General features: G+C 33.4%; 6 protein-coding genes and 1 other annotated feature. Of the genes, 1 reads left to right on the top strand and 5 read right to left on the bottom strand.

Going from position 1 to position 7,229, the window contains the following annotated elements:
* The 5 genes from CUL_RS17090 to asnS all read right to left on the bottom strand — a co-directional run.
* Positions 1-494, bottom strand: a 494-nt coding sequence (locus CUL_RS17090) for a sugar phosphate nucleotidyltransferase (RefSeq protein WP_025641288.1), incomplete at its 3' end; no start/stop codon positions are given.
* A gap of 106 nt (positions 495-600) precedes the next feature.
* Positions 601-1,557, bottom strand: a complete 957-nt coding sequence (locus CUL_RS0109130) for an L-threonine 3-dehydrogenase (RefSeq protein ID WP_005587919.1) — start codon at positions 1,555-1,557, stop codon at positions 601-603.
* Between the two features lie 76 nt (positions 1,558-1,633).
* A complete protein-coding gene (locus CUL_RS0109135) occupies positions 1,634-2,461 on the bottom strand; it encodes a DegV family protein (protein WP_025641290.1) in 828 nt (275 codons plus the stop codon).
* A 73-nt stretch (positions 2,462-2,534) separates the two neighbouring features.
* Positions 2,535-4,946, bottom strand: a complete 2,412-nt coding sequence (gene leuS, locus CUL_RS0109140; RefSeq protein WP_025641292.1) for a leucine--tRNA ligase — start codon at positions 4,944-4,946, stop codon at positions 2,535-2,537.
* 49 nt (positions 4,947-4,995) lie between these two features.
* Positions 4,996-5,205: a binding site (T-box leader), on the bottom strand.
* A gap of 63 nt (positions 5,206-5,268) precedes the next feature.
* A complete protein-coding gene (asnS, locus tag CUL_RS0109145) occupies positions 5,269-6,657 on the bottom strand; it encodes an asparagine--tRNA ligase (RefSeq protein ID WP_035143040.1) in 1,389 nt (462 codons plus the stop codon).
* A gap of 167 nt (positions 6,658-6,824) precedes the next feature.
* Here asnS and CUL_RS0109150 point away from each other — a divergent pair.
* Positions 6,825-7,229 (top strand): transposase (locus CUL_RS0109150; protein ID WP_025641294.1); only part of this gene is annotated, 405 nt, incomplete at its 3' end.

The raw sequence follows: 7,229 nt of genomic DNA on the forward strand, positions 1-7,229 counted from the left end.
GCCAAATTGCTAAAAGCCATTTTGGGCTTCTCTTCTAAATCTATTATCTTATTGTCCCCTATATAAGCTACTCCAAACTTTTCGGGGTTTTTCACTTCCTTCAATAAAATTTTACAGCTCTTTTCACTAGTTTTAAAATCCGCGATAAAATGTTTCAAATCAAAATTAAAAGAATTATCCCCTAATACCATAATAAATTTTTCTTTATTAATAAATTCTTCAGCAAATAATAGTCCATGAGCTATACCTTTTGGATCATATTGTATTATATAATAAAAATCCTCAGTGAAATATTTATTTAATACTTTCTGAAATATTGGCTTATTATATTCATTTACCAAAATCCCTAATTCATCTATTCCTGATTTCAAGAGTAGTTCTATAGTATATACGATTAAAGGTTTATTTCCAATAGGAATTAGCTGCTTTGGAACTGTATAGGTAATGGGATGGAGCCTGGTACCTTTTCCCCCACATAAAATTAGCCCCTTCAATTTCATACCTCCCTTTATATTATATCCTTATACATTATATTTATATAAAAGTGTTTTGATAATATGAAATAAACTGAGGCAAGATATATCTTGCCTCAGTTTATTTTTAAAGTCCTAACTTTATCTTTAGTTTTTCTAACATATCTTTTGTCATGGCATCCAAATCATATTTTGGGTCCCAGCCCCATTCCTCTCTAGCAGCTGAGTCATCTAGAGAATTAGGCCATGAATCTGCTATGGCTTGCCTTACTGGGTCTACATCATAGTCTAATTCAAATTCTGGAATTATCTTTTTTATTGAAGCTGCGATCTCCTCAGGTTCAAAACTCATAGCGGTAACATTGAAAGCATTTCTGTGGATTAATTTAGAGGGGTCTGCCTCCAAAAGCTTAGTTATTGCATCTAAAGCGTCTGGCATATACATCATATCCATCTTAGTCCCCTTAGCAATAAAACTGGTGTATTTTTTATTTTTTAATGCGTCATAGTATATATGTACCGCATAATCTGTAGTTCCACCACCAGGTAAAGTCTCGTAAGAAATCAATCCTGGAAAACGAACACCTCTAGTATCAACACCAAACTTATGGTAATAATAATCACATAATAGTTCCCCTGCTACTTTAGTTACTCCATACATGGTATTTGGTCTTTGAATTGTATCTTGTGGAGTATTATCTTTTGGAGTAGAATCTCCGAAAGCAGCTATAGAACTTGGTGTAAATACTGCACAATTTTCCTCCCTTGCTACTTCCAATACATTATATAGCCCGTTCATATTTACATCCCAAGCTAATGCTGGCTTTTCCTCGCCTACAGCCGACAAAATAGCTGCTAGATGTATTATAGTATTTACCTTATGCTTCCTTACTACTTCAGCTAATTGCTTTCCATCGGTAACATTTACAATTTCAAAAACTCCTGATTCCATAAGGTCCTCATGGCCTTCTTTAATCCTTCTACTACTGGCAATTACATTATCATTTCCGTAAATTTTTCTTAAACCCATAGTAAGTTCAGAGCCAATCTGACCTAATGCACCTGTTACTAAAATCTTTCTCATTTTAAGCACCTCCAGAAATTTTGAATCCTATTGTCGTTATAATTATATCACACTAATAAGCTAAAAGGTATAAGGGTTAATAAAAACATATCCCCATAGCTTTAGGACCTAAATGGCATCCAATAACAGGTCCTAAGACATCAATGGAAACCTTGGCCATTGGAAATCTAAGTTCTAAATCTTCTTTTAATCTTAGAGCCTCTCCCTCATTTAGTATATGACATATGCTTATTTTTTCCACATTATCTGGTATTCTTTTGCTAATAGCTTTTATCGCTTTATTCTTTCCCCTTATTTTTTCTAATAATTTTAATTCTCCATCCTTTAATTGAATAATGGGTTTAATATTTAATATTTCGCCAATGGCTGATTGTACCCCTGAAAGTCTACCACCCCTTCTTAAATACTCCAATGTATCTACTGTTAGATAGACAAACATATCATTCTTTTTTCCTTCCAGATATTCAACTATTTCCTCCTTAGTTTTTCCCTTAGAGGCCATATTTAATGCATCTTCTACTAAAAATCTTAAATTAGATGCAGCTTGAAGGGAATCGATAATAGTAATCCTTTCATCCTCTAAAATATTCTTGGCTAAAACAGCGCTATTATAAGTACCGCTCAATTTAGAAGATAAAAGAATGGCTATTATCTCATCATATCCATCATCAAAAGCCTTTTTATACTCCGTTAAAAAATCTGCTGTTGACGGTTGGGAAGTGGTAGGAAATAGTTTTGTACCCATTAACTTTTCATAGAAATCATTAAATTCTCCAGGAAATCCTTCTCTTTCCGTTACACCATCAAAAATATAATTTAAAGATACTACGGATAAATCCATCTTTTTGGCAAATTCCTCAGTAATATAGCTAGTGGTATCCGTTATAATTTTTATTTTTCCCATATTATTCCTCCTAACTAAAATAGTTTTGCTATTGTTTTTAAGCAATAGCAAAACTATTATTTCATATTTCATCTTATTTTACAACTATATTATATATCTTACCCATTACAAATATCTCTTTTACTATTTGTTTTCCTTCTAAATATTTCATTACACCTTCATTTTCTTTTGCTTTTTCCCTAACTACATCCTGTGTATCTTCTATATTTACATTTATTACGCCTCTAACCTTGCCATTCACCTGTACTGGCATCTCAAATATTTCATCTTGAATTTTTTCTTCATCATATTGAGGCCATTTGCTCTGGTGTAACATTCCATCAAATCCTAATATTTCCCATAGTTCCTCTGTGATATGAGGTGCCACTGGATTTAATAGGATTAAATAGGTTTTCATATCGGCTTTGGTAACCTTGCCTATATCGTTAAATTCATTTAGCAATGCCATCAATGCAGCAATAGCAGTATTGAATTTTAATGTTTCATAATCCTCAGATACTTTCTTAATGGTCTTATGAATGCTGGTTTCTAGATCCTTTGAATATTCATCCCCATCTACTACAATATCTTGTAATCTCCATACCCTTTCTAGGAATCTTCTACAACCTTTAACTCCATTTTCTGACCAAGGTACAGACTTTTCAAAATCACCTATAAACATTTCATAGGTTCTTAGAGTATCTGCCCCATATTCGTTTACAATATCATCTGGATTGATTACATTTCCTCTTGATTTTGACATTTTCTCATTATTTTCACCAAGTATCATGCCATGGGATGTCCTTTTACTATAGGGTTCCTTAGTATTGACAACCCCAATATCATAAAGAAATTTATGCCAGAATCTTGAATAAAGTAGATGTAAAGTGGTATGCTCCATTCCACCATTATACCAATCTACAGGCATCCAATAACCTACTTCTTCTTTACTAGCTATTTCATTCTTATTATCTGGATCTATATATCTTAAGAAGTACCATGAGGAACCAGCCCATTGAGGCATAGTATCTGTTTCCCTTTTTGCATCCTTACCACATTTAGGACATTTTGTATTTACCCAATCAGTCATATTTGCTAAAGGCGATTCTCCCGTATCTGTAGGTTCATAGTTTTCTACCTCTGGTAACATTACTGGCAATTCTTCCTCCGGCACTGGTACCCAACCACATTCATCACAATAAACCAATGGTATTGGCTCTCCCCAGTACCTTTGGCGAGAAAACACCCAATCCCTTAATTTGTAATTGGTCTTTCTCACACCTAGACCTTCTTCTTCCAACCAATTGGTAATTTTCTCTATAGCTTCCTTTACTTCTAGTCCATTTATAAGTTCAGAATTGACTAATATTCCTGAATCCGTATCTGTATAGGCTTCTTTGTCTACATCTCCACCTTTTACTACTTCTACTATAGGAAGATTGAATTTCTTTGCAAACTCCCAGTCTCTGCTATCATGTGCGGGCACTGCCATTATTGCCCCAGTTCCATAACTCATCAATACATAATCGGATATCCATATTGGAATCTTTTTCTTTGTTACAGGATTAATTGCTTTTATCCCTTTAATTTCTACTCCTGTTTTTTCTTTAGAAAGTTCAGTTCTTTCAAAATCAGATTTTTTACTAGCATATTCTTGATATTTTCTAATCTCATCTATATTTTCTAATTCATCTTTATATTTTTCAATTAATGGATGTTCAGCTGCTATTACCATATAGGTAGCCCCATACAATGTATCTGGCCTGGTGGTAAATACTTTTAGTACATCTTCCTTGCCACTTATTTTAAAGTCTACTTCTACCCCTTGGGAACGTCCTATCCAATTGATCTGCTGTGTTTTAACTCTATCTATATAGTCTACCGTATCTAAATCGTCTATTAATCTATCAGCATATTCTGTAATCTTTAACATCCATTGGTTCTTAGTCTTTCTTACTACTTCCCCTCCACATCTTTCACAACCCCCAGCTACTACTTCTTCATTAGCTAAACCTACCTTACAGGAAGGACACCAATTAATAGGCATTTCATGTTTATAGGCCAATCCCTTTTCAAACATCTTTATGAATATCCATTGAGTCCATTTATAATAGCTTGTGTCCGTAGTATTTATCTCTCTAGACCAATCGAAAGAAAACCCTATGGATTTTAATTGTCTTTTAAACATTGCAACATTTTTTTCTGTAACTTCCTTAGGATGGATTTTATGTTGGATTGCAAAGTTTTCCGTAGGCAATCCAAATGCATCCCATCCCATAGGGAAAAGCACATTATAACCTTCAAATCTTCTCTTTCTAGAAACAATATCTAAAGCCGTATAAGGTCTCGGATGCCCTACATGTAATCCTTGACCTGATGGGTATGGAAATTCAATCAAGGCATAAAACTTTGGTTTTAATTTATCTTTACTAGTTTCAAATACTCTTTTTTCATCCCAAATATCCTGCCATTTCTTTTCAATTTCCTTTGGTCTATACTCTCTCATCTTTCTACCTCCTCATTTAAAATAAAACAAAAAAACCTTTCGCCAAAAAAATAGAGACGAAAGGTATATTTCCGCGGTACCACCCTAATTGATAGTATACTATCCTCTTAATACGATAACGGCCTTTACCGGTTAAAGTTACTATATTTCACCTTAACAACTCTAGGACGAGTTCGGCGTCCATTGATACTGTTTTTCACCGGCCAACAGCTCTCTAAAATCAATGGGAAAGCTTACTACTTCCTATCATGGTACATATTTGATTTTATCATGTATTATAGCAGATATATTATTTAAAATCAAGGAATTATAATTTTATTTTTTAAAATTCCGCAGATCTTACCGTTCTTGGGAAAGGGATAACGTCTCTAATATTAGTCATTCCTGTCATATACATAATAGCCCTTTCAAATCCCAATCCATATCCAGCGTGTTTAGTTCCTCCATACTTTCTCAATTCTAAATACCACCAATAATCTTCCTTGTACATACCAATTTCTTCTATTCTTTTTTCTAATATATCTAATCTTTCTTCTCTTTGACTTCCACCTATTATTTCTCCTACTCCTGGAACTAACAAATCCATAGCAGCTACAGTTTTACCGTCATCATTTAATCGCATGTAGAAAGCTTTTATTTCCTTAGGATAATCGATAACAAATACAGGTCCTTCAAAAATTTTTTCTGAAATATATCGTTCATGCTCTGTTTGAAGGTCTATACCCCATTCCACTGGATACTGAAACTGTTCCCCAGATTTTTTAAGTATATCGATAGCTTCAGTATATGTGATACAACCAAAATCCGCACTAACAATATTTTCCAACCTGTCGATTAATCCCTTATCTATAAAGGAGTTGAAGAATTTCATTTCTTCTTCGGCATTCTCCATTACATATTTTATTATATATTTCATCATATCTTCTGCTAATTCTCTATTCTCTTTTAAACCAGCAAAGGCAATTTCTGGTTCAACCATCCAAAATTCAGCTGCATGTCTCGCAGTATTAGAGTTTTCTGCTCTAAAGGTTGGACCAAAAGTATATACATTTTTAAAAGCTAAAGCGTAGGCTTCTGCTTCTAGCTGACCACTCACCGTTAAATTGGTCTCCTTCCCAAAAAAATCTTTAGTATAATCTACTTTATTTTCATCATTTAAGGGTACATTAGCCAAATCAAAATTAGTAACGGTGAACATTTCTCCAGCACCTTCTGCATCACTACCCGTTATTATAGGAGTATGGACATATACAAAGCCTCTTTCTTGGAAAAATTTATGAATAGCAAATGCAGTTAATGATCTTACTCTAAATACTGCGTTAAAGGTATTACTTCTTGGCCTTAAATGAGCAATAGTTCTTAGATATTCAAAGGTATGTCTTTTCTTCTGTAGAGGATAATCCTTATGGGAATAACCTTCTACCATAATTTCTTTAGCATGTATTTCAAAAGGTTGTTTAGCCCCTGGAGTTTCTACTAATAAACCCTTTGCCACTATTGCACTACTTATAGGTAATTTCTCTACCTCCTTAAAATTTTCTAATTTTTCATCGAATACCACCTGTAAATTGGTAAAAAAGGTCCCATCATTTACTTCTATAAATCCAAATTTTTTCGATGATCTTATGGTTCTTATCCAGCCTTGGATTTCTATCTCCTGGTTTAGATATTTTTCCGGTTCTTTAAATAGATTTTTTATCTCTATTACCATCCGTATTCTCCTTTCTTTATATATAGTCATAGGCGTTTGCGAAACGCCATAACCCGCATAAATACGGGATATTTTTTTCATAAAATAATATAACTCCTCACCGATTTATGGTAAAATTGAAGTGTCAAGCAACAAATCTACCAAAACCCGAAAGGAGTTATATAGATATGATACCACATAAACAGCTTTCTTTGGCAGACATTTATTCAGATTGCAAAACTTTTTTTGAATCTGATAAACCTAAGTTTCTTTCATTACTTGAAAATAACATTAATCTTGATGAGTTTATTCCTATTTCTTTTTACCATCACTTTTATGCTTCTACTGGAAGACCTCGTGAATACAAGCTTCATTCAATGCTATGGGCTTTAATTATTCAAAGGATTTTTTCTATCCCTACTGATACCCTCTTAATTACTTTTCTTAAGTATTCAAGTGAATTAAGAGAATTTTGTGGGTTTGAAAAAGTTCCTGATGGTTCTAAATTTACCCGTTTCAAACAAGATTTTTTATTAGACTTACAAGCTGTATTCGATAACCTTGTCGATATTACTGAGCCTATTTGTCAACAA

It is taken from the genome of [Clostridium] ultunense DSM 10521 (assembly GCF_000511955.1).
In the GTDB taxonomy this organism is placed as follows: domain Bacteria; phylum Bacillota; class Clostridia; order Tissierellales; family Tepidimicrobiaceae; genus Schnuerera; species Schnuerera ultunensis.

Coding starts and splice junctions, on each gene's coding strand:
- CUL_RS0109130 (WP_005587919.1), bottom strand. CDS start 1,557: ATGAGAAAGATTTTAGTAACAGGTGCATTAGGTCAGATTGGCTCTGAA.
- CUL_RS0109135 (WP_025641290.1), bottom strand. CDS start 2,461: ATGGGAAAAATAAAAATTATAACGGATACCACTAGCTATATTACTGAG.
- leuS (WP_025641292.1), bottom strand. CDS start 4,946: ATGAGAGAGTATAGACCAAAGGAAATTGAAAAGAAATGGCAGGATATT.
- asnS (WP_035143040.1), bottom strand. CDS start 6,657: ATGGTAATAGAGATAAAAAATCTATTTAAAGAACCGGAAAAATATCTA.